Source organism: Lichenicoccus sp. (genome assembly GCF_965276875.1).
Lineage (GTDB): Bacteria > Pseudomonadota > Alphaproteobacteria > Acetobacterales > Acetobacteraceae > Lichenicoccus.
On the sequence record NZ_OZ255701.1, the window covers coordinates 1,910,551 to 1,930,726 of the forward strand.

General features: G+C 66.3%; 17 protein-coding genes. 7 read left to right on the forward strand and 10 right to left on the reverse strand.

All coding sequences use genetic code 11. The annotated features are described in order from the left end of the window. Nucleotides 1–137: 137 nt before the first annotated feature. Nucleotides 138–1,577, reverse strand: coding sequence for an NADP-dependent phosphogluconate dehydrogenase (gene gndA / locus ACQY4K_RS09270; RefSeq protein ID WP_428395449.1), 1,440 nt, complete (start codon nucleotides 1,575–1,577; stop codon nucleotides 138–140). Between the two features lie 289 nt (nucleotides 1,578–1,866). Here gndA and ACQY4K_RS09275 point away from each other — a divergent pair, with 289 nt between their 5' ends. Then, nucleotides 1,867–2,895 carry a glycosyltransferase family 2 protein gene (locus tag ACQY4K_RS09275; RefSeq protein WP_428396040.1) on the forward strand — a complete coding sequence of 343 codons (1,029 nt, stop codon included), beginning with the start codon at nucleotides 1,867–1,869 and terminating at the stop codon, nucleotides 2,893–2,895. A gap of 44 nt (nucleotides 2,896–2,939) precedes the next feature. After that, nucleotides 2,940–3,923 carry a glycosyltransferase gene (locus ACQY4K_RS09280; RefSeq protein ID WP_428395450.1) on the forward strand — a complete coding sequence of 328 codons (984 nt, stop codon included), beginning with the start codon at nucleotides 2,940–2,942 and terminating at the stop codon, nucleotides 3,921–3,923. A 13-nt stretch (nucleotides 3,924–3,936) separates the two neighbouring features. Here the strand turns inward: ACQY4K_RS09280 and ACQY4K_RS09285 are convergent, their stop codons facing one another. Then, nucleotides 3,937–5,796, reverse strand: coding sequence for an AAA family ATPase (locus ACQY4K_RS09285; protein ID WP_428395452.1), 1,860 nt, complete (start codon nucleotides 5,794–5,796; stop codon nucleotides 3,937–3,939). 554 nt (nucleotides 5,797–6,350) lie between these two features. Here ACQY4K_RS09285 and ACQY4K_RS09290 point away from each other — a divergent pair. Continuing rightward, nucleotides 6,351–7,838, forward strand: a complete 1,488-nt coding sequence (locus tag ACQY4K_RS09290; RefSeq protein ID WP_428395454.1) for an undecaprenyl-phosphate glucose phosphotransferase — start codon at nucleotides 6,351–6,353, stop codon at nucleotides 7,836–7,838. Here the strand turns inward: ACQY4K_RS09290 and ACQY4K_RS09295 are convergent. Further along, nucleotides 7,832–8,800: a glycosyltransferase family 2 protein gene (locus tag ACQY4K_RS09295; protein WP_428395456.1), complete on the reverse strand. Its 969-nt coding sequence runs from the start codon at nucleotides 8,798–8,800 to the stop codon at nucleotides 7,832–7,834. The genes ACQY4K_RS09290 and ACQY4K_RS09295 overlap by 7 nt on opposite strands. Before the next feature lie 84 nt (nucleotides 8,801–8,884). Between ACQY4K_RS09295 and ACQY4K_RS09300 the strand changes: the two genes are divergently transcribed. Together ACQY4K_RS09300 and ACQY4K_RS09305 are read left to right on the forward strand one after the other, a co-directional pair. After that, on the forward strand, nucleotides 8,885–9,898 hold the full coding sequence (locus tag ACQY4K_RS09300; RefSeq protein ID WP_428395458.1) for a glycosyltransferase family 2 protein: 1,014 nt from the start codon (nucleotides 8,885–8,887) through the stop codon (nucleotides 9,896–9,898). Nucleotides 9,899–9,939: 41 nt separating this feature from the next. Next, the gene (locus tag ACQY4K_RS09305; protein ID WP_428395460.1) at nucleotides 9,940–10,524 is read left to right on the forward strand and encodes a polysaccharide biosynthesis/export family protein; all 585 of its coding nucleotides are present in this window, start codon (nucleotides 9,940–9,942) and stop codon (nucleotides 10,522–10,524) included. Here the strand turns inward: ACQY4K_RS09305 and ACQY4K_RS09310 are convergent, their stop codons facing one another. The 3 genes from ACQY4K_RS09310 to ACQY4K_RS09320 are packed head-to-tail and all read right to left on the reverse strand — an operon-like array spanning nucleotide 10,525 to nucleotide 14,077. Next, nucleotides 10,525–11,277, reverse strand: a complete 753-nt coding sequence (locus ACQY4K_RS09310) for an SDR family NAD(P)-dependent oxidoreductase (protein WP_428395462.1) — start codon at nucleotides 11,275–11,277, stop codon at nucleotides 10,525–10,527. Further along, entirely contained in the window at nucleotides 11,274–12,611 is a 1,338-nt protein-coding gene (locus tag ACQY4K_RS09315; protein WP_428395464.1) for an FAD-binding protein, read from the reverse strand. Before ACQY4K_RS09315 ends, ACQY4K_RS09310 begins: the two co-directional genes overlap by 4 nt. Beyond that, the gene (locus tag ACQY4K_RS09320; RefSeq protein WP_428395466.1) at nucleotides 12,608–14,077 is read right to left on the reverse strand and encodes a UbiA family prenyltransferase; all 1,470 of its coding nucleotides are present in this window, start codon (nucleotides 14,075–14,077) and stop codon (nucleotides 12,608–12,610) included. The genes ACQY4K_RS09315 and ACQY4K_RS09320 overlap by 4 nt, the downstream gene beginning before the upstream one ends. A gap of 120 nt (nucleotides 14,078–14,197) precedes the next feature. Between ACQY4K_RS09320 and ACQY4K_RS09325 the strand changes: the two genes are divergently transcribed. After that, a complete protein-coding gene (locus tag ACQY4K_RS09325; protein ID WP_428395468.1) occupies nucleotides 14,198–14,995 on the forward strand; it encodes a metallophosphoesterase family protein in 798 nt (265 codons plus the stop codon). 28 nt (nucleotides 14,996–15,023) lie between these two features. Here ACQY4K_RS09325 and ACQY4K_RS09330 read toward each other — a convergent pair whose 3' ends face one another. Both ACQY4K_RS09330 and ACQY4K_RS09335 read right to left on the reverse strand, forming a co-directional pair. Beyond that, a complete protein-coding gene (locus ACQY4K_RS09330) occupies nucleotides 15,024–15,644 on the reverse strand; it encodes a phosphatase PAP2 family protein (protein ID WP_428395469.1) in 621 nt (206 codons plus the stop codon). Beyond that, nucleotides 15,641–17,041, reverse strand: coding sequence for an oligosaccharide flippase family protein (locus tag ACQY4K_RS09335; RefSeq protein WP_428395471.1), 1,401 nt, complete (start codon nucleotides 17,039–17,041; stop codon nucleotides 15,641–15,643). Before ACQY4K_RS09335 ends, ACQY4K_RS09330 begins: the two co-directional genes overlap by 4 nt. On the opposite strand from ACQY4K_RS09335, the gene ACQY4K_RS09340 reads away from it, so the two are divergent. Beyond that, nucleotides 16,998–17,537, forward strand: a complete 540-nt coding sequence (locus tag ACQY4K_RS09340) for a hypothetical protein (RefSeq protein ID WP_428395473.1) — start codon at nucleotides 16,998–17,000, stop codon at nucleotides 17,535–17,537. The genes ACQY4K_RS09335 and ACQY4K_RS09340 overlap by 44 nt on opposite strands. Here ACQY4K_RS09340 and ACQY4K_RS09345 read toward each other — a convergent pair. Both ACQY4K_RS09345 and ACQY4K_RS09350 read right to left on the reverse strand, forming a co-directional pair. Further along, nucleotides 17,518–18,585, reverse strand: coding sequence for a hypothetical protein (locus ACQY4K_RS09345; protein ID WP_428395475.1), 1,068 nt, complete (start codon nucleotides 18,583–18,585; stop codon nucleotides 17,518–17,520). The two genes, ACQY4K_RS09340 and ACQY4K_RS09345, sit on opposite strands and share 20 nt — an antisense overlap. Before the next feature lies 1 nt (nucleotide 18,586). Beyond that, a complete protein-coding gene (locus ACQY4K_RS09350; RefSeq protein WP_428395477.1) occupies nucleotides 18,587–20,170 on the reverse strand; it encodes an MBOAT family O-acyltransferase in 1,584 nt (527 codons plus the stop codon). Between the last annotated feature and the right edge of the window lie 6 nt (nucleotides 20,171–20,176).

The following is a 20,176-nucleotide window of genomic DNA, read 5'->3' on the forward strand; positions in this document are numbered from 1 at the left end:
TCTCCCGCCTTGCCGGCGGCATCCTTCGCCGCCGCCGCTAGCTAACGGCCGCGCGCAGACCTGTCAAGCAAGTGGCGCGGCCGCCGGAGCCGCTGCAAGCGGCTGTTAAGCGTATGAAGTCGTTTGCTTATCGACGATCATCCGGCGATCTCGGTGCCGTCCTGAGACCAGCGGATATGGAAGCTGCCGTCCGCGTCGACCCGGCGATAGGTGTGGGCCCCGAAATAGTCACGCAGGCCTTGCAGCAGGTTGGCCGGCCCGCGGGCGCGTCGCAGACCGTCATAATAGGCGAGCGACGAGGCGAAGGCGGGCACTGCTATGCCGCTCTGCACCGCCAGCACCACCACGTCGCGCCAGGATGCCTCCGCCTTGAGCACGGCATCGCGGAAGTAATCCGCGAGCAACAGGCTCTGCGCGTCGGGGTGAGCTGCGGTGCTTTCGCGTATGCGATCGAGGAAGCGCGCCCGGATGATGCAGCCGCCGCGCCAGATGGTGGCGATCTGCCCGAGATCGAGGTCCCAGCCATAGGTCTTGGAGGCGACCGCGAGCTGCTCGAAGCCCTGCGCGTAGGCGATGATCTTCGAGGCGTACAGAGCGTCGCGGATCTTGTCGATCTCGGTCCGTCCCGCCGAGCGCTTCTCGCCGGCCTGCCGCAAACCGCCGAGCGCCGCCTCCGCCGCCTGCCGCTGGCTCGGCCGCCCCGAGAGGGCGCGTGCAAACACCGCCTCGGTGATGGCGGTGATCGGCACGCCGAGCTCGAGGGCCGATTGCGCGGTCCAGCGGCCGGTCCCCTTCTGCTCCGCCTCGTCGCGGATCTGGTCGATCAACGCCCCCTTGCCTTGCGGGTCCCGCTTTGCGAGCACCGTCGCGGTGATCTCGATCAAGTAGGAATCGAGATCACCGGATTTCCAGCCGGCGAAAATCTCCGCGATCTCGGACGCCGAGCAGTCATAGACGGTGCGCAGCAGATCATAGGCCTCGGTGATGAGCTGCATGTCGGCATATTCGATGCCGTTATGCACCATCTTGACGTAGTGGCCGGCGCCGTCCGGTCCCATCAGCGCGCAGCATGGCGTGCCGTCCACCTGGGCCGCCATTTTGGTCATCATCGGGGCGATCCGCTCCCAGGCCTTGCGGGTGCCGCCGGGCATCATGCTGGGCCCCTCGAGCGCGCCCTCCTCGCCGCCGGAGACGCCCATGCCGACAAAATTGATGTGCTTTTGTGACAGGAAGGCCTCCCGCCTGCGCGTGTCCTCGAACAGCGAATTGCCGCCGTCGACGATGATGTCGCCGGCCTCGAGATGGTTGAGCAGCTCCTCGATCACGTCGTCGACCGGCTTGCCGGCCTTGACCATGATCAGCACGACTCGCGGCTTGGCGAGGCTGGCGACGAAATCGTTCAGCTTTTCGGAGGCGATGAACGCACCTTCCGCTCCGTATTCCGCCACCAGCTTGCGGGTTTTTTCATTGGTCCGGTTGTGCAAAGCCACGCGAAAACCTTTATGGGCCGCGTTGCGCGCCAGGTTGGCACCCATGGTCGCAAGGCCGGTGACGCCGATATCCGCCAGTTCCGTCATGTCGTCCTCCCAATTCCTGTCAGCGGATATGGATACAACCGCATCATCGCCCGGAAAACCTGGGGCCAGCGGATACAAGCAGGTTAAGTCTCTGGTCGGCGACGACATGAAACCAGACCCTATTTTATGGACGCTGCACCAAGGCTCATAAATTGTGCTATGGACCTTCGCACCAGGGTGTGGCGCGGCGCGCTGCGGCATGCCTTATTGGGCCGGACGGTCTGAACAGAACGGAGTGCGGATGGTCCGTGGCACCCAGACGATGATCAAGGCACGGACACCCGACCCCATGCGGGAGACGGCTCCCGGCAAGGCCTCCTTCGCTCGACGATCGGGCCACGGCAGACTGCCGACAGTATCGGTGGTGGTGTGTAGCCACGACCGCTTGGACTATGTCAGAGCCTGCATGGAGTCGCTGGCCAACCAGACGGTCGGTCCGGACGGGTTCGAGATCCTGCTGGTCGATAGCGGGTCGCCGCCACCGGTCGCGGCGGAACTCCTCCAAATCGCGGAGATCGCCCCGAACACCCGCCTGGTGCGTCTCGACGAATCAGGCGTCAGCCTCGCCCGCAATGAAGGTGCCCGCGCCGCCACCGGCGACTACGTCGCCTATATCGACGACGACGCGATGGCCGAACCCGATTGGATCGAGCAAATCCAGCGGGTGCTCGCCGAGAAGGAGTGCCGCCCCGCGGTGCTCGGCGGCAGGGTGCTGCCGGAGTGGGAATCGCCGCTGCCCGATTGGTGGCCGGCCTCGTTGCGCGGCGTGCTGTCGATCATCGAGCATGAGGGTGCCGGCGAATATCGCACCGACGCAGTGCCGTCGACGCTCGAACCCTACGGCGTCAACATGGTGCTCAAGCGCGATGCGATGCTGCGGATCGGCGGCTTCGCCGAAGCGCTGGGCCGAATGGGGCTGGTGCTGCAGTCCGACGAGGAGGTGCAACTGGCCTGGCGTCTGCAGGATGCCGGGTACTCGGCGATCTATGATTCGCGGGTCGTCGTTCGCCACTCGATCCAGGCGCGCCGGTTCAACGCCGAATGGCTGCTCGCCCGCCTCTACTGGCAGGGTGCCTCGACGGTCCGCACCCGCCGCCTGCTCGGCCAGAGCGCACTGGTGCGCCGCGACTTTCCGCGCCGCCTGCTGGTCGAGGCGATCACCCTGCCCTTTACCTGGATCGTGCCGAAACACAGCACCTGGCTGCTGGCGCTGCGCTGGCGCCATTCCTACGCCAGCGGCTTCACCCGCGAGGCGCTGCGCTGCGGTCCAGGCAAGCGTGCGGTGCTGCTGGGGCGCAAACGACGCGAGCCATGCTGAGCGGCACACCAGGTTCCGACCCGGGCGGGTCCCGGACGATTGCCATGACGGTGGTATTCGCGACCCGCAACCGCGCCGACACCCTGGCACCGGTGTTGGACTGCTTCACACAGCTGCGTAGCCCGGAGGGCGGCTGGGAACTATTGGTGGTCGACAATGGCAGCACCGATACGACCGCGACCCTGCTCGCCGGCTATCACGATAGACTGCCGCTCACCGTGCTGTTCGAGCCGACCACGGGCAAAAATCGCGCCCTGAATCTGGCCCTGCCGGCGTTCGAGGGCAGCCTGGTGGTGCTCACCGACGATGACGTGCTGCCGGCTGCCGACTGGCTGTGCCAGATGCAGCAGGCGGCGGACGCGCATCCGGAGGCTGCCCTGTTCGGCGGCACGGTGCTGCCACACTGGAGCGAGCCGCGGCCAGCCTGGCTGACCGAGGCGGCGGTGCCGTTCAGCGTGCTTTATGCGCAGCAGAAGCGCGCGGCCGGCGCCTGCTCTTATGACGCGATCTTCGGGCCCAACATGGCGGTGCGCCGCAGCGTCTTCGAAGCGGGTTTCCGGTTTTCCGAGGCTGTCGGTCCGGATGAGAGCCGCCACCTCTATGCAATGGGCGGTGAGACCGAGTTCCTGCGCCGGGTGCAAGCGGCGGGCTACAAAAGCTGGTTCGTACCCCAGGCTCTGGTCGGGCACATTGTCCGGCCGCCCCAGCTCACCGAGGCATGGATTCTTGCACGCGGCTATCGCTACGGGCGCGGCGAGGGTCGCCACTATGCCGGAGCCGCAAGCGCCAGCAGATCGGGGCTGCCCGCCGGTCTACGTCTACGCGGCTTGGCCTATGGCATCGCAGCACAGCTGTGCCGGCTGCTGCCGATGAGTGCGACGCGATTGCGCATGCGCTACAAGGCCAGCATGCTCAACGGCACCATCGCCGCCTTGCGGCAGGAGTGGATTGGACAGCCCGAACCCTCAGCGCTGCCGAGCGCCGCGGGGCGGCGGCAGGAGGTCATCGCGACCCACGCCGGCGATTAATGCGCGACGAACGTCAATGCGCCGGCGGCAGCGGTGGTGGCGCGAGTTGCAGCGGCCCGTCCTGACTTGCCCTCTCGTCCTCCCGCGCCGCGCCAGACGGCTGGCGTTCGGAGGCTGGAGTGCCAGGCGGAAACGCCAGAAAGCTTGGCTGCGGTGACTGCGTAGTCGGCGCTGGCGCTGGCGTCACTGGCGCTGGCATCACTGGCGCTGGCATCAATGGCGGGGGCGTCGTTGGCGCGGGCATGTTTGGCGCGACGTCCATCGCACTCCGATGCGAATGGTGCGCGGTTATCGCATCCAGGTGGTCCGCATGCAGCCTGCGTCCGTCCGGGCCTCCCTTTGTCAGCGTGCCGCTGACAGTCAGGTCGATGCTGCCCTCCCGCAGCCTCTGCAGGGTCTGCGGGTCCAGATGCAGCCCGCTGGGATCGAACGCCGCTAGGGTGCCGGCATTGCGGTTGAGATCAAACACTGCCCAGCGCGGGCAGACGCCATGATGGCAGCTGCTGACGTTATTGACGCGGAACTGTCCGATCAGCCCGCCCGGCGCGGCTGCCCTTGGCGGCATTGTCGTCGCCTGCGGTGCGGCAGGCCGGTTTGGCACGGGCGACGGTCTGGACGATGCCTGGGGAGTCGCAGGCGTGTGGTCCGCGGGCGCAGCGATAACCGGGCTCGACTGCGGCGGTGCGGCCGGAGGCGCGGCCAGAAGTACAGGGTGAGTCGCAGGAGTCGGAGCAGCCGGGGTTGGCGTGGCCGGCGCTGGCGTGGCCGGCGCTGGTGCGGCCGTAACCGTCTTGGCCGTAGCTGGCTTCGGTACCGCCGGGGCTGGGGCGGCGGCATGGCCGATGGCATTCCCGGGAGCGTGATCTGGCGCACGACTGGGCGGCCGATTGGGAACATGACTGGGCACATGACTGGGCGCGTCACGGCTGCCGATCAGGCCCTCCTGATAGGCGATAATGGCACCACTCGCGAACGCCAGGAGAAGTCCGGGCAGGACGATCATCCATGCCGCGGACGAACCCGGGCGGCTCACTCTCGCCTGTCCGTCGGATACCGCCGCCATGGCGGTGCGCTCGGGCGGCAGGCTTGATGGCGACGTCGTCCCCGCCTTCTGGGCGCCCGCCTTCTGCAGACCCGCCTTCTGGCGACCCCCCGCTTCGGCTTGTGCCCGCTCCGGGTTGTCGATCTCCGTTCGCAACAGAGCGTCGAGCTTGCGCCAGTTTCCCTGCGCACGCTGGACGATCTCCTGCACGGCGCCGCCCGCGAGTATGACGCCGGCGGCGGCGAGCCGCTTGGCCGCGACCTCGCGGGCGTCGTCGCCGCGCATGGTCTCCAAGGTGAACTGCACCGGCATGGCCTGGCGAACGGTGAAGCCCGGACGCCCGACCAGCAGGATGCGCAGCAGCGGCCTGCCATTGTCGCGCAAGCCGGCGAGCAACGAAAGGTAACGTAACGTCTCCGGCAGCAGCGACTGCGCGTCGTCGACGGCGAGCACGGGAGGGGCTACCTTGCTGGCTTCGGACAAAGCCCGGCGCAGCGCCGGTTCAAGTGCCTCTGCGGACAGCTCGGCGGCCTCACCGACCCCAAGCGCGGTCGCGAGCACACGATGCAGGCTCAGCGGGCCGGCAACAAAGTTGTTGACCCGGATGATCCGGTCGCCGGCGCTTCCGCGGTGCGCCAGGGCGGTGTTGAGCACCATGGTCTTGCCGCTGCCGGCGCTGCCGGTGAGTGCTGCAAGCGGCTCGCCACTGCGCACGCAACGCTCGAGGAATTCGACTGCCTCGATCTGCGTGCGCGACAGCAGGCTGTTCGCCATCCTGGGCGAGTCGGCGGTTTTGAGGGCGGGATCCTGATGATCGACGTGAACCGTCACGCGCGTGCGAGCTCCAAAGTCGACATAGCCGCACGCTAGAACCGTGGTCGCCATACCGCAACTCCGACCTTAAGCAACCCCGACCTTGGGCGCTTGGCGGCCTGTCTCCAGCGGCACAATGGGCGACCGCGGCGAAGTCCGGCACGCGACGCTTGTCGGGACAATGTTTTTTGGGGCGTGTAGGGCGTTTGTTAACGAAATGAGATTCATAATCGGCGATGAAATCGTTGAGTTAGTAACGAGCCTAGCCTGGCAACGATATGACGTAATAACCTATGCTTTGTTATAGAACTTGCCGCAATTTGAGCCGTTTTGAGTATTGAAGTGTCTAAAAATACATCTATAGAGACGTTACAAATCAACTCGTGAATGTATCGTTAACACGAATTCGTGTATGGCGTCGGCGTGCAAACCCGAACAGATTGTTCGAAGGGGGATAATTGCGAGATTTGTGGGAAAGCCCGGTCCGACGGGCGGGACGGCCAAACGGTCGTGTTCCGCGCGGAAAGTCGGAGTCTCAGCGACGCGTCGTGTTGCGGCAGAGGATGGCTGACATGAGTGCACAAGCGGGTCTCGCGCCCTCCGTCCGCAAGGCAATCCCGGCGTCCGCCTGGTCGCCCGCGCCTGGCAAGCTTCGCCGCGCCAAGCGGGTCCCGGTTACCGTCTTCACCGGGGCTGGCAGGGTGGTTGATGCGCTGGCCCTGCTGGTCGCCGGCCTCGCGGCCTGCGCCGTCATCGGCATCGTCCGTCTGCATTACGGCGCCCATCTTCTCTCCGTTTTCGTCGGCGACTGGATGGTGCTCACCAGCCTGAGCTACACCGGTGCCTATCGCATCAGCCGGCTGCGTCGGCCTGCGGCACAGCTGTTCTGCGTGCTGCTTGCCGTCATGATCGGCATGGCCGCGGTCGACTTGTGTCTGTTCCTCGAGAACAACATGCTGCTGCCCAAGGAGCCGTTTCCGGAGATCTGGGCCGGTTGTACGGCGCTGGTGCTGCTGCTGTCACACGGACTGGGCGCACTGCTCGTCGTACGCTGGTCTGCCAGCGGACGCATGCGGCGCAACGTTGCCGTGGTCGGCATCTCCGACCTTAGCCGGAGCCTCATCGAGGGCATTCGGGCCGCGCAGAACACCGATCTTCACGTCGTCGGAGTGTACGACGACAACGTTCCGGCAAACACCATGCACGCCGGCGTGCCCGTGCTCGGTCGTGTCGCGGACCTGCTCGATCACGGTCGCGAGGAGACCCTCGACACGATTGTGGTCGCCGGCTCAATGCAAGAATCAACGCACGTCCAGAGCGTCTGCTCGCAACTCAGCAGCGCCATTGCCGACGTCTATCTGATGACCGACGTCAGCGGCCGCAATCTCGGCTCACCGATCTTTGCCGGCATCTGCGACCGTGTCGTGGTCATGATCCGTCGTCGTCCGCTCGACGACTGGCAGGTCATCCAGAAGATGCTGTTCGACCGGGTCGGCAGCCTGGCCGCCATCGTGCTGCTGGCGCCGGTGCTGCTGACGATTGCGCTGCTGGTGCGGCTCAGCGGGCCGGGTCCGATCGTGTTCCGCCAGGAGCGCGTCGGCTTCAACAACAGGACCTTCATCTGCTTCAAGTTCAGGTCGATGCATCACCACCGGTCGGACAGCGGCGAGATCGCCCAGGCGACCCGCCACGATCCTCGGGTCACCTGGATCGGGCGCTGGTTGCGCAAGCTGAGCCTCGATGAGCTGCCGCAATTGTTCAATGTGCTGCGCGGCGACATGTCGCTCGTCGGCCCGCGGCCGCACGCGCCGGCGACCAAGGCAGGTGACCACTATTTCCAGGATGTCGTGACCGACTACGCCGTCCGTCACCGGGTCAAGCCCGGCATCACCGGCTGGGCGCAGGTCAATGGCTGGCGCGGCGAGACCCGCACCGCCCAACAGTTGCAGGCGCGGATCGACCACGACTTCCACTATATCGAAAACTGGTCGATGCTGTTCGACGTCAGGATCCTGATTCTCACGGTCATGCGCGAACTCAGGAGCAAGACCGCCTACTGACCGCCATAAGGCCGGAACGGGCCGATCCACCGGCTCGGCAGGAGCGGCAGACAGTATGCGATCGCAAGCAGGGCGGCACGTTTGGCACTCGGATTTTGCAGCCATGACCGTCGCAGGCTGTGCCGACCCTCGGCGACCTTGCCGTGTCGGATGGCTTCACGGCCTACAATCCAGCCATTCTCGGCCAGGGTCCTGGCGCGGAGGCGACTCAACCGCGGGGGCGTAAAGCGACGGCGCAACTCCGGATTGCCGAAGATCGCTTCCGTGCAGGGAAGGAAAGAGTCAGGGTCGGTAGCCATGCGCAGGTAGGCGCCGCTGCTACGCTGTCTGACGTAAAGCAGCGGGGTCGAGCCCGGCACCACCGCGATGTCGCCGCCGAGCGCCAGGCGGCACCAGTATTCCCAATCCTCGCCAAAACGAAGATCCGAACGGAACCCGCCCAGGCTTGCCGCCGCGTTCGCACGGATCAGCAGGTGGCCGCCATTGGCAAACAGGTTTTCGACCAGCAGCCTTTCGATGATGTCGCCCTCTGGAAACGGCCCCGTCTTGCACCGCACCACCTGCACCGGGGGTGTGCTGGCCGCATCCTCGGCGACAAAGCAGAATGCGCCATAGGCGGCCACTGCGTTCGGGTGCCCCCGTAGCGAACGCAGCAAACGCGATAGCGCGTCCGGTGCCAGCCAGTCATCTCCGTCCAAAAACAGCAGGGACGCCCCACGGGCCTCGGCAAGCCCACGATTGCGCGCGGCCGAGACGCCCTGGTTGGCCTGTCGGATCAGCCTGATGCGGCCGTCGCAGTAGCGCGCGACATGGTCTGACGTGCCATCCGTCGAGCCGTCATCGATGACGAGCGCTTCCCAAGCCGGCTCGTCCTGTGCCAGCAACGAATCCAGGGTGGCGCCGACATACGCGCGGACGTTAAAACAGGGGATTACCACCGAGACCAGCACGACCGCATTCATTGTCGGCGATCCTTGCCTGTTCAATTACAACCGGGCCGGGTATATCCTGGTTTGAGACGGAATGGCCACAGAGAGCATGCTGATATGACGGATGCCTTGATCGCCGGATCGTTGCCCACGGAGGCTGATTACGACGCGGATATTGTCATCCTGTCGATGGACCGCATCGAGGAGACCCTGGAAGCAGTGGCGTCGGCCCTCTCGCAACAAGGCCTGCGACGCCATGTGTTCGTCTTCGACCAGGGCTCGACGGCGGATAATCTGCAACGACTGCAGGCGGCCATCGACGGGCACGACAATATCGCCTTGCTGCGGGCCGAGCGGAACTGGGGCGTGGCCGGCGGCCGCAACCGGGTAAGCGCGCTCGGTCGCGGCCGCGTCATCGTCGCCCTGGACAATGACGCCGAGTTCGCCGACAGCGGCACCGTGGCGCGCGCGGTGGCGCGCCTGCGAGCGGAACATGACCTCGCCGCGATCGGCTTTCGCATCGTCATCCATGCCAGCGGCGAGGACGACCTGTCGAGCTGGGGCTATGCCCGCACCCTGCTCGCGCGCGCCGGGGAGAGCTTTGATGCCGTCACCTTCGTTGGCGCCGGCCATGCGATCAGCCGGGCCGCCTGGGACGCCTGCGGCGGCTATGACGACGCGCTGTTCTTCTGCTGGGAGGAGTTCGACTTCTGCCTCCAGGCCATTTCGCTGGGATGGCGCATTCGTTATGATGGCGATCTGGTCATCCGTCACAAGGTCAGTCCGGACCGTCGCTTCAACTGGTCCGGCTCGCGCTGGTTCTATTATGTCCGCAATCGGCTCTATATCGGCCATAAATGGCAAAGTTGGGTGTCACTCGCACCACGTGCCGCCGGCTACATCCTCCGCGGCGCGCGCAACGGCCTGCTTGCACAAACCCTGCGTGCCATTCCGGCAGCGTGGCGCCTGGGCCGCACCCAACGGGGCATGCGCATGTCCGAGGCCGGACGTGCGTATCTTTTGCGCAACGATGCCGCACATCGTGGCACGCTTGTCACCCGCCTTGCGCGCGAGGTGTTCGCGGCCCTCCCCGGGCATGGCATGAAGGAGGCGTCGACCCCGCTTGGATGAACCCGCCGCCCCGATAACGCTTCACCTGATAAGGACATCCCGTGCGCTCGCTCCCGTCTTGCAAACACCTGTTCTCCGGCCGCTCGTTAGCACTTGCCGCCATTCTCGCTCTCGCCGGCTGCGCCGAGGGCGCGGATCTGCCGCCGTTGCCGCCTGAATCCAGCGCGGCCTATCATCTTGGAGCTGGCGACGAGCTCCGCGTCATCACCGCCGGAGAGGACCAGCTCAGCGGCGATTTCCATGTCAGCGATGCCGGCAACATTGCCATGCCGATGCTCGGCGTAATCAAGGCGGCCGGCATGACCCCTGACCAGCTCAGCCAGGAGATCACCCAGGAGAGCGAGAGTCGGGAAATCCTCAAGAACCCCTCGGTCTCCGTCGAGGTCGTCAACTATCGTCCGATCTTCGTGCTGGGCGAGGTCAACAAGCCCGGCCAATATCCCTATCAACCCGGCATGACGGTATTGACCGCGGTCTCGGTCGCGGGCGGCTTCACCTACCGCGCCGTCGAGAGCTACGCCTCGGTCGTGCGTGACGTGGACGGACACTCAACCGAAGGCAAGGTGAAGCGTCAGACGTTGCTGCAGCCGGGCGACGTGCTGACCGTCTTCGAGCGGCATTTCTAATCAAAGATCCAGTCTGTTGAAGATCGGCGTCGGCACGGCGCGGATCACCAGCATGACGAGACGCCAGATCCTCGGCACGTAAGCGGTGCCGGGGCCTGCCTCGACCAGCGCCCAGGCTGCGTTTGCGAACGCCTCCGGCCGCGCCATGAAGGGCAGCTTGGGCAGCGCCCAGGTCATTGCGGTGTCAATCACGCCGGCTTTCAGCGAAACCACGCGAACGCCTGATCGCGACAGCCGCGCCGCATAGCCCTGCAGCCAGGTATGCAGTGCGGCCTTGGTGGCACCATAAAGATAGTTGCGCGGCCGGCCGCGATCGCCAGCGACCGAGCCGATCACCATCACCGTGCCGCCACGCTGGGATTCGAGCGCTGCGGTAAAGGCGGTCAGCACCGACACCAGGCCGGTGAAGTTGGTCTCCACGGTGCGCCGCAGCAGCGTCCTGTCGCGATCAAGGACGGATTGCTCGGGCATCATGCCGACGGCGGCGAAGATGTTGAGCTGCCCATCAGTCTGGGCGATGCAGTGGGTCGCAAAAATGTCGTGGGTGCCGAGGTCGAGCGCGTCGAAGCGTTGTACCAGCGTCGGCACGCCATGGCGCAAGGCCAGGTCGCTCGCCTGCGCCTGCAGGTCCTCGTCGTCGCGGCCGGCCAGGATGATCCGCGCGCCGCTCGCCGCGGCGCGATGGGCAAAGGCGCGCGCTGTCGCCGAACTCGGGCCCAGGATCAGCCAGGTGCGCAGGAAATGCGTGCTCATCCGAGCCCGATCCGTCGCGACATGCTCGACGAGAAGCGTCGCCCGGGGTCGATGCCGGCGCGGATCTGCTGGAACGCGTCGGCGGCCGGATACATCGCGAGGAAGCTCTCCGCTGACATCATGCTGTCCTTGGCGAGATAGATCCGACCACCGGCGTCACGGGTGATGCGTTCCAGGGCCGCAAACAAGGGCACGGTATTGGCGCCGTGCGCGAAGTCGAGCGCCAGAGACAGGCCCGGCTGGGCGAAGGAGAGCAGTCCCCGGCCGCCATGCCCCATCACCTTGAGCACCGCCAGGAAGGAGGCGCCGCCTCCCTCGCCGGCCGCGCGCAGCAGCCGCTTGAGGGTCGCGGCCCCGTCGGCGCGCGGCACCACGCACTGGAACTGGTGAAAGCCGCGACGGCCATAGAGACGGTTCCAGTCGGTGATCGCATCCAGCGGATAGAGGAACTGGCTGTAGTTGCTGACCGATTCGCGCGCCTCGGGCCGCGCGCGCCGCCAATAGAGCGCATTGAAGGCGCGCACACTCAGGTCGTTCAGCGCCCAGCCCGGCAGGTCCAGCGGCAGCCGTCTCGGGCGCGGCGGCGGCGGGGCCACGGCGCCGCGCGGCGCCGGCTCGGCGGTCTCCAGGATGCCACGTCCCAGGGCGGCGCCGCTCGCCAGCACGTCGATCCAGCCGACCGAGAACGGCGCCTCGGCCGCCTGCTCGAACCCTTCGAGGAACGCCTCCAGCGAGCCGACCTGACGACGGCGCACCAGCAGCGCCGGAGACGGCACCGCGATCAGGCGCAGGCACAGGCTGGTGACGATGCCGGTCAGGCCGATGCCACCGATGGTCGCATCGAACAGCGCCGGATCGTCCTGCTGCGAGACGCGCCGGATGCTGCCGTCGGCGCAGAGCAGGTCGAGCCATTCAACCCAGTCGCCGAAACTGCCGTCGACATGCTGGTTCTTGCCATGGACGTCGTTGCCGACCGCGCCGCCCATGGTGACGAAGCAGGTGCCGGGAGACACCGGCACGCGAAAGCCACGCGGCAGGAACACCTCGAGCAGGTCGCGGAAGGTGACACCGGCCTCGACGACCACCAGGCCGGTCCGCGGATCAAAGGAGAGGATCCGGTTCAGCCGCTCGGTCAGGATCACCGCGCCGTCGGCATTCAGGCAGACATCGCCGTAGCTGCGTCCGGCGCCGCGGGCCAGCAGCGTGCGATCGCCGCCATGATCGAGGGCCGAACGCAACGCGCCGATCCGCTCCGGCCGTGCCACCACGGACGGTGTGACCTGCGCACGTCCCCAACTACGCAGCGCCATCGGCTTGAAGGCGTGGTCGTTCATAGGGCAGCCAGGACGATGGCCAGGATGCAGACGCCGAGGAACCAGCTCACCGGGTCGCGCAACGCGAAGATCACCGGGTCATGCGACAGCCGCTTGCGGTGCGCCAGAAACCACACCCGCATCAGCCACAAAGCGACGATGGAAGGGGCAAGATAGAGCCGGCTGGGATGCGCATAGAGATGCGACGGGCCCGCATCATCCGCGACGAACAGGATCATGATCTGCAGCGACGCGAACGCCGCCGCCACCCCGAACGCCAGGGTCAGCGGCCAGTCCTCCGGCAGATAGCCGCGTCGCGCCAGCGAGGCGCTTGCGTTACCCGCATCGCCGGCGGCCTGCATCACCTCGACATGCCGCTTGGCCAGCGCCAACGACAGGAAGAAGAACCCGGCGAACGAGATCAGCCAGGGCGAATAGAGCACCCGCGCCATCTCGATCCCCAGGACCAGACGCAGGGTGAACAAGGCGGCGATGATGCTGGTATCGAGGAACGGCACGCTCTTCAGCCGCAGCGAGTAGGTCAGCGAGATCGCCACGTAGCCTGCGATCAGCGCATCGCAGGTCCAGGCGAGCAAGGCGCCGCCCACCAGCGCGCCGCCGATCAGCGCCACGGCCACGCACAGCCCGGCGATCGGTGAAAGCCGGCCGGACGCGAACGGCCGGCGCCACTTCTTGGCGTGCAGGCGATCGGCTTCAAGGTCGGCGAGGTCGTTGAGGATGTAGGTGCCGGAGGCGGCAACGCTGAGCAACAGCATCGCCGCCAGCACGCGCAGCACCGCGTGCGGGTCGCTAAACCGGTGCCCGAGCAGGAGCGGCACCAGCAGCAGCGCGTTCTTGCTCCACTGGTGCAGCCGGATGGCGGCGATCCAGTCTCTCAGGCCGGGCCGGACGCGGCCGAATTCGGCGAGGATCGGCCAGCCGCGGGCGCGCACCTGGGCAGCGGTGGCGTTGCTGGCATTGACCAGCACGGCGGCATCCGCCATCGACCAGACGTCCAGATCCGCTTTGCTGTCGCCGGCATAGACGAAGCCTTCGGGAAAGCGGGCGCGCAGCGTCTGGCCCTTGGCGGCACCGCGCAGGTTGGTTGCACCATCGCTGCCGGTCGCGGTCTCGAAAATGCCGAGATGGGCGGCAACGGCATCGGCGACATGCTGATCAGACGCGGTCACCAGGTGCAGCGACCGGCCCGCCTGGCGCTGTTCGCGCAGCCAGTCCAGGAACGGTTTGCGAAACGGCAGCGCCACCGCCAGCGGCGGCAACAGCGAGACCATGCGCCGCTTGAACGCCGCCTTGCCGTGCCGCAGGCCGGCGAACAGGCGCAGCAGCAGCAGCGGGCGGCGCAGCAGCAGCTTGACGAACTGCTCGTGCAGGACATCGCCGGCGAGGAGCGTACCATCCAGATCGACGGCCAGCGGCAGCAGTCGTGCCGCACTGTCCTGACTTGTGCGCGTGGCTCCGTGCGGCATCTGTGACCCCGTCCCCCGACACCATCTTCTAACACTATTTTGCCGCCTCCGCCCGACAATCGCCGTCTGGCACGCAACGTGCGATAAGGGTCGCTCGTGATCCTGGGAGCAGCAGCCCCGATGAACCCACCGCGCCTGTTGAGGGCATCGCGCGAGGAGCAGACCGCGGCCGAGGCGGCGCGTAACCGCGCGGCAGCATTGCCGCTCAACTTCACCGCCGCACCCGGACGGCTCGCACGCGGGCGCCGGGTCTATGCGGTGGGCGACATCCATGGCTGCTCAGAGCGGCTCACTCTGATCCACCGTCGGATCGCGAGCGACCTGCGCGCGCGCCCGGCCGAGGATGTCACCCTGATCCATCTCGGCGACTATATCGACCGCGGACCGGACACCGCTGGTGTGCTGAGCCTGCTTGCCGGCGAGCCGGAATTCACCGTCGACCGCATTGTCAACCTGATGGGCAACCATGAGGAGATGGCGCTGCAGGCGATCGCGTTCGGCGACGAACGGCAGGCGGAGGCATGGCTGGCCAATGGCGGGGCTGCGGCACTGTCGAGTTGGGGGATCCCACGGCACGCCCGGATCGAGGACTGGCCCGAGTTGCTGCCGCGCGAGCATCTGCGCTTCATGAGCCGGCTGTCGCTGCAATATCGCGTCGACGACTACCTGTTCACGCATGCCGGCGTGCGGCCCGGCACGCCGCTCGACCAGCTCAGCCGGCGCGACCTGCTATGGATACGCGAGCCGTTCCTGTCCTCCAGCCTGGCGTTCGGCGCTGTCGTGGTGCACGGCCACACGCCGCAGGCGGATCCGGTGCTGCGCGCGAACCGGATCGGCATCGACACCGGCGCCGGACGCGGCGGCCGCCTCACCTGCGCGGTGCTGGAGGACGACAAGGTGGCATTCTTCGCGGCCTGATCAATGCGGCCCACCTAATGCGGCCCACCTAATGCGGGTGGCAGGCGCTGATGAAGGGCCACCAGGTGCTGATCGCGACCCGCTGGATTGCCTCCTCGGCGTGCAGTTGGCGGCCGTGGAACAGCAAAGCCACGACCACCACCACGCAGGCCAGCACCCAGCGCCGCAGGCCCCTCGGCGGTTGCCCCGCGAGCAACACGAAGACCATCGCGCCAAGCACGCCGACGGCGCCGCCGACCAGCACGTCCGGGACCGTATGTACGCCGAGATCCACCCGCGAGAAGCCGAACACCAGAGCCAACGCCACAGCGGCCGCCCCGATCGCCAGCATGTGCCGCATCAGGCGCCGCATGGTCTCCGCCGCCCCCCGAGCACGCCCCCGGCCGCCGAGTAACCCCACCAGGCCGCCATACACCACCGCCGCACTAGCGGTATGGCCGCTGGGGCTGTGGATATCCAGATCGGGCATCACCGCATGGCAGGCGTAGAAGATGATCTTGAGCGACAGAATGACCAGGAAGGTGCCCGGAATGGCGATCGCCCAGCCGATCGCGCCGCGCCACCAGCCGAGCAGCAGCAGGGTGATCGCGATTGCCGCGGCCAGCGGCAGCATGACCGCCTGGTCGGCGAAATCGGTCAGGAACTTCATAGGACCGGAGCGGATTCCAGCGGCTCGCCGGCCAGCTCAAGGGACGGCACGGCAACCGCCGGTCGCGTGTGCAAGGCCGCCGGCAGGCGCCGCCCGAGAGCAAGGAACGCCACCAGCGCATAGACCATCGCTCCCAGCCCGGTTTGGCAGAGCAGGGCAAGCAGAGGCTGTCGCGGCAGCACCGGGTCCGCCGCCAGCACCGCAATTGCCATCGCCGCGGTCCCCGCCGCCGCCGGCCAGAGCCAGCGCAGCAGCCACAGCGGCGAGCGATGCAACTGCCGCAGGACCAGCGTCATGTTGATCGGCATCAGCACCAGCGTCGTGGCCCCCCAGCACAACGCCGCCTGCGCCGGCGTTTGCGGCTGCAGCAGCAGCAGTCCGACGAGCGGCACCAGCAGCGCCGCACAGGCGGTCATCAGGTTGATGCGGGTGCGGTTGATCGAAATCCATAGGCTGCCGGCGTCGCCATAGAAGTAGCCGAGCAGCGCGGTGCAGGCGACCACCCTGGTGCCCTGGGCGGCACTCTGCCATTGCGGGCCCATCAGGCCGACCACCAGGTTGGTTGCGGTCAGCGCCACGCCGGCGGCGATCGGCCAGCCGAGCAGCGCCTGGAACTGCGCGGTCTCGCCGAACGCGCGGGCGAAACCCGCCGGGTCGTCCTGCAGCGCCGACAAGCGCGGCAGGGTGATCCGCAAGGTCGAGCCGGACACCACCGTCAACACGGCATCGAGCAGCCTGAAGCCGACATTGCAGACCGCCACGACGCTGCCGCTGGTGATCATGCCAAGACCGATGATGAACACCCTGTAGCGGCCGGCCAGCATCACCACCGACATCAATTGCGGCCCCGCCACCGGCCAGAGGTCGGCGAGGGCGGCGCGATCAAGAGCCGGCCGGAACGGGGCGGCCCGGGTTGCCAGGAACAGCAGGAACACCGTCGCCGTATTGCCGCCCTGCAACGCCATCATCGCCCACGGGCCGCCCCGATGGTGCGCGATCAGGAGTGCCAGGATGAGCCCGACCGGCTGGCCGATGAACACCCGCATGGCGAGCAGGCGGTATCGCCGCTCACGCAGCACGAGGCCGGAGCCGACGCCGGAGAAGGCCGACAGCGGCAGCAGAGGCGCCAGCGCCAGGGTCAGCGGCGCGATCTCGGCATGTCCGGTGACAGAGCTCAACACGCGGCCGGCGAGCACCAGCACGATGCCGGTGAAGACGCCGGTGAGCACGGTCAGGGTGGTCGCACTGCTGGCGTGGCGTGGCTCGAGGCGGCGCCACTGGATCAGCGCGTCGGTCATCATCGAGCTGCCGAACAGATCGAGCACCAGGAAGGCCGCGATCGAGACCGCCCCGATGCCGGCGGCCGCCGGCCCGATCGTGCGGCTGACCAGCAACATCGAGACCAGCGCGAATGCGGCGCTGACACTGGTCTCGGCCAGCACCCACGACGGCGCGGTCGAGGCCGGCAACAAGCGCCGGAGTTTTGCAAGGATCAAGCCGGCGCTCCCAGGCAGGTGCTTGCTATACGACGAACGCGCGGCTTTTGCACCGGGAACGCGCTTGCTAACATCAACGCACGAAATCGCGGAGGTATTTTCGATGGCACGAACGATGGTCCTGGCGGCTGTGCCGATGTTGCTGATCGCGGCCGCGGCCGCTCAGGCAGCACCGCCGCCGAGCTATTCGATGACGCCAACGTCACCGAGCGACATCTACGTGCAGGGCAAATATGACAATCACGGTATCTATATTCCGCCGCACTACGCGCCCAAGCCGAAGCCGACGTTCCACGGCTACTTCGACACGGACAAGACGACCGTAAAACACGGCTATTTCGATACCCCCAAAAAGCATCCCGTCGATCCGAACGACCCTAACGCGGCGCCGAACTGAGATCTTGAGCACGCAGGGCACGGGCCACCGTCGCGGTGAAACGCTTGGCGCCGGCCTGGTTGAGGTGCGCGAAACCATCGCCAAAAAAACGGTCGGGCAGCGACGGGGTCGGTCCGATCAGCACATGGAAATTCGGATAGCGCCGGGCGGTCGCATCGAGGAACGCGGCAAAGGTCTTCGGCAGGTCCGGTGACATGCTGGCCGCGGTGGCGTGGTTGATCGGCGCGACCACGAAATCGACCTCGATGCGGCGCGCCTGCATCTGCGCGATCATGCGGTCGAAGAACCAGCGCTCGAGCGGCAGCACGCTGAAACGCGGCAGCGTCGCCTCCTCGGCGAGCGTGTCGTCGCGCGGCGCGTCGCCGAACAGATGCTGGCCGCGGTCGCGCAGCGTCAGCCGCTTTTGCGCAAGATTATTGGCGTAGCGCAGAAACATCCCGCCGCGGACCATGCTGGCGAAGTTCAGCGTCGGAAAGCTGTGCGCATACAACCAGTCGCGCAGGAACCATGGAAATCCGTCCGTGCGACGCTCGGTAAACAGGCTCCGATCGCCGGTCTTTTGCGCGACGTGCTCGATCAGCTTGAGATCCGGCACGGTGAAGGTGCCAAAGCGCGCACTCCGGTCCCAGAATGTATCAAGACTGTCGAAATGTCCGGCATCGATCGACAGGATGACCTTGTGCGGCATGTTCGGACAGGCGAGCGCGTGCTGCAGAAAGAAATACAGCTCGACCGGCTTCGCACCACCCACGGCGATGTTGATGCCGTGGCCGGGTAGGCCGTTCGGCATGATGCCCGCATCGGCACGGGAATCGCCGATCACCATCAGCTGGCCGAGATCGCAAGTCGCGACCAGCTCCTGCTTGGCATTCCAGGCAGCGTATTCCGGATCGAGGAAGGCGAGCTTCATCCGCGCCGACCAGAACCAGGCGAAACCGAAACCGAGCGCCAGCACGAAGGCCGCCAGCAGCAGATAGCGGCCGGGGCTTTCGCGCCTGGCTGCAGCAGGTCGCGCGTGCGCGTCCGTCAGGCCGTGCGAGCCGTCCATCTCAGAACTGGAAGTAGAGGAATTCACTCATTCCCCCGACACCAAGAACCGCCACGACCGCGCCCGCGCCGCCGACCAGCGCCCACTGCCAGGTCGGCTGCCATTGTAGCAGCTTGAACCGTCCTGGCTGGATTTTGCCGAGTGCCGGATCCGCGAGAATCATGATCTGCTGTGTGTTCGGCATGCCGAAGACGATGCAATAGAGGGCCAGTAGCCAGACCACGTCGATGATCGGATATAGGAACGACTTGTCGTCGAGCGCCGCGTCCAGCGAGGCAGGCCACGCGGGCAGCGCCTCGACGCCGTGACCGCCAAGCATGCCCCACAGCACCGTAAGCGCGTCGCCGCTCGAATGCGCGCGAAAAAAGATCGAACCGACCAGGACGCACAGATAGGTCAGGACTACGGTCCAGATCGCCGGGCGGGCGTGCGCTTTCGGCTTGGCGCCCTGGTTCTTGGCGCCATGTTTCTTGCGGAAGATGCGCCACCCATGATTGATGCTGAGATAGATCCCGTGCAGCAGGCCGAAGATTACGAACTGCGAGCCGGCGCCGTGCCAGATGCCGGCCAGGGCCATGGTGTAGATGGTCGGCACCACCAGCATCGCCAGATAGCCGCGGGGGGTTGCAAGGTCGCGCCGGCCGGTGCCTAGGCCCTTGGCCATGCGTCGACGGGTGATCCAGAGGGCCGCGGGATTGTAGAGATAGAGCGTCAAATAGCGGGTCAGCGTCATGTGCCAGCGCTGCCAATAGTCGATGATCGCGCCGGCCTTGTAGGGCGAGTTGAAGTTCAGAGGAAAGCGGATGTTGAACAACCGGGCCAGCCCGATGGCCATGTCGGTGTAGCCGGAGAAGTCGAAATAGAGCTGCAGCGAGTAGGCCAGTGCGATGTGCCAGGACGAGAACAGGCCGAGGCCCGCGGGGTCGTTGAAGCCGGCAATGACGTCGGTGGACAGCGGATCGGCAAGCAGGACCTTCTTGGCCAGGCCGATCATGAAGATGGTAAAGCCGATCGCCAGGTTCTCGGTACGCAGACGGTAGGTTTCGCGGTCGCCAAACTGCGGCATGATCTCGCGGTTGTGCAGGATGGGTCCCGCGACCAGATGCGGAAAAAAACTGACAAACAGCAGGTAGTTGAAGACGCCGCGGTCCTTGGTGATGCCCTGTCGGTAGTCGATCAGGTAGCCGATCTGGGTAAAGGTGAAGAACGAAATGCCAAGCGGCAGGGTCACATGCCGGAATGGCCCGTGCAGCACGCCAAGTCCGGCGAGCGAGGTCAGCATCACGTAGAGATATTTGAACCAGACCAGGGCGGCGATGTTGGCCGCGATCCCGAGCCCGAGAATCCAGTTCTGCAAAGTGGGACGCGCATGCGCGCGGGCGATCAGGTTGACGATGATGAAGTTGCCGATCATCGAGACCAGCAACACCGGGATGAACCGCGGCTCCTCCCAGCCATAGAACAGCACCGACATCGCGATCAGCCAGATGCCGGCGGGACGACGGCCGAGCTTGCAGGCGAGCTGGAAGCCGCCGAGTGCCAGCGGCAGGAACACCACGAGGAAGACAACAGAATTGAACAGCATGCAGTT

Excerpts from the sequence above, each read along its gene's own strand:
- gndA (WP_428395449.1), bottom strand. The coding sequence starts at position 1,577 with ATGACGGAACTGGCGGATATCGGCGTCACCGGCCTTGCGACCATGGGT.
- ACQY4K_RS09275 (WP_428396040.1), top strand. The coding sequence starts at position 1,867 with ATGCGGGAGACGGCTCCCGGCAAGGCCTCCTTCGCTCGACGATCGGGC.
- ACQY4K_RS09280 (WP_428395450.1), top strand. The coding sequence starts at position 2,940 with ATGACGGTGGTATTCGCGACCCGCAACCGCGCCGACACCCTGGCACCG.
- ACQY4K_RS09290 (WP_428395454.1), top strand. The coding sequence starts at position 6,351 with ATGAGTGCACAAGCGGGTCTCGCGCCCTCCGTCCGCAAGGCAATCCCG.
- ACQY4K_RS09295 (WP_428395456.1), bottom strand. The coding sequence starts at position 8,800 with ATGAATGCGGTCGTGCTGGTCTCGGTGGTAATCCCCTGTTTTAACGTC.
- ACQY4K_RS09300 (WP_428395458.1), top strand. The coding sequence starts at position 8,885 with ATGACGGATGCCTTGATCGCCGGATCGTTGCCCACGGAGGCTGATTAC.
- ACQY4K_RS09310 (WP_428395462.1), bottom strand. The coding sequence starts at position 11,277 with ATGAGCACGCATTTCCTGCGCACCTGGCTGATCCTGGGCCCGAGTTCG.
- ACQY4K_RS09315 (WP_428395464.1), bottom strand. The coding sequence starts at position 12,611 with ATGAACGACCACGCCTTCAAGCCGATGGCGCTGCGTAGTTGGGGACGT.
- ACQY4K_RS09320 (WP_428395466.1), bottom strand. The coding sequence starts at position 14,077 with ATGCCGCACGGAGCCACGCGCACAAGTCAGGACAGTGCGGCACGACTG.
- ACQY4K_RS09325 (WP_428395468.1), top strand. The coding sequence starts at position 14,198 with ATGAACCCACCGCGCCTGTTGAGGGCATCGCGCGAGGAGCAGACCGCG.
- ACQY4K_RS09330 (WP_428395469.1), bottom strand. The coding sequence starts at position 15,644 with ATGAAGTTCCTGACCGATTTCGCCGACCAGGCGGTCATGCTGCCGCTG.
- ACQY4K_RS09340 (WP_428395473.1), top strand. The coding sequence starts at position 16,998 with ATGCCGGCGGCCGCCGGCCCGATCGTGCGGCTGACCAGCAACATCGAG.
- ACQY4K_RS09335 (WP_428395471.1), bottom strand. The coding sequence starts at position 17,041 with ATGTTGCTGGTCAGCCGCACGATCGGGCCGGCGGCCGCCGGCATCGGG.
- ACQY4K_RS09345 (WP_428395475.1), bottom strand. The coding sequence starts at position 18,585 with ATGGACGGCTCGCACGGCCTGACGGACGCGCACGCGCGACCTGCTGCA.
- ACQY4K_RS09350 (WP_428395477.1), bottom strand. The coding sequence starts at position 20,170 with ATGCTGTTCAATTCTGTTGTCTTCCTCGTGGTGTTCCTGCCGCTGGCA.